Raw genomic sequence first — 720 nt, forward strand, 5'->3', positions numbered from 1 at the left:
TCGCCGGTGAGGCCGCGCATCATCGGGATCAGCGTCGCGGCGGCGATGGCCGTGCCGAGGACGATGCCGGCGACCGCCACCAGCAGGCCTTCCCAGCGCAGCATCCGCATCACCTGACGCCGGGTGGAGCCGATGAGGCGGAGCATGCCGAGCTCGCGACGGCGGTCGAGGACGGTCGTCACGAGCGTGTTGGCGNNTGGCCCAGGCGTTGAGCTCGCGGTCGGTGCTCTGCTCGACGGCGTAGCCGGAGGCGTCGGTGACCTTGCCGAGCGCGGTGAGGGCCTTCGCGTCCCCGCCCCGTACCAGCAGCACGCTGTCGAAGCCCGAGGTGACGTGGGGCGCCAGGGAGGCGCGGTCCATGGTCACGGCCGCGAGGCCGAGCCCGCGGCCGTACACGGCAACGACCTCGGGGCTGGTCCTGGTGCCGTCCGGAAGGTACATCGGCAGCTTCTCACCCACCTCGACCTTCGCCGACGTGGCGAGCGTCCTGTCGATGGCGATCCGCCCCTTGCCGACCCGGCCCAGACTCCCGCTGCGCACGTCGAGGTCCTGCACCTTCGCCAGCTGCTCGCCGGAACCGGAGATGCCCTGCGTCGTCGAGCCCTGCAGCCACCGGTCGCCGCCGGAGCCGACGGGCACCAGCACCTGCGTGTCCAGCAGACCGACGGCCGCGTCGACGCCGGGCACGCGGGCGGCCCGGTCGGCGGCGTCGGCGGGCAG

Annotated in this window: 1 pseudogene; it reads right to left on the reverse strand. The window is 73.7% G+C overall.

Annotated features, from left to right (window positions below):
• Positions 1–720 (reverse strand): annotated as a pseudogene (locus BZY54_RS54325) (ABC transporter permease); the annotation flags it as partial.

Source organism: Streptomyces carpinensis, from assembly GCF_002154505.1.
GTDB classification, from domain to species: Bacteria; Actinomycetota; Actinomycetes; order Streptomycetales; family Streptomycetaceae; genus Streptomyces; species Streptomyces carpinensis.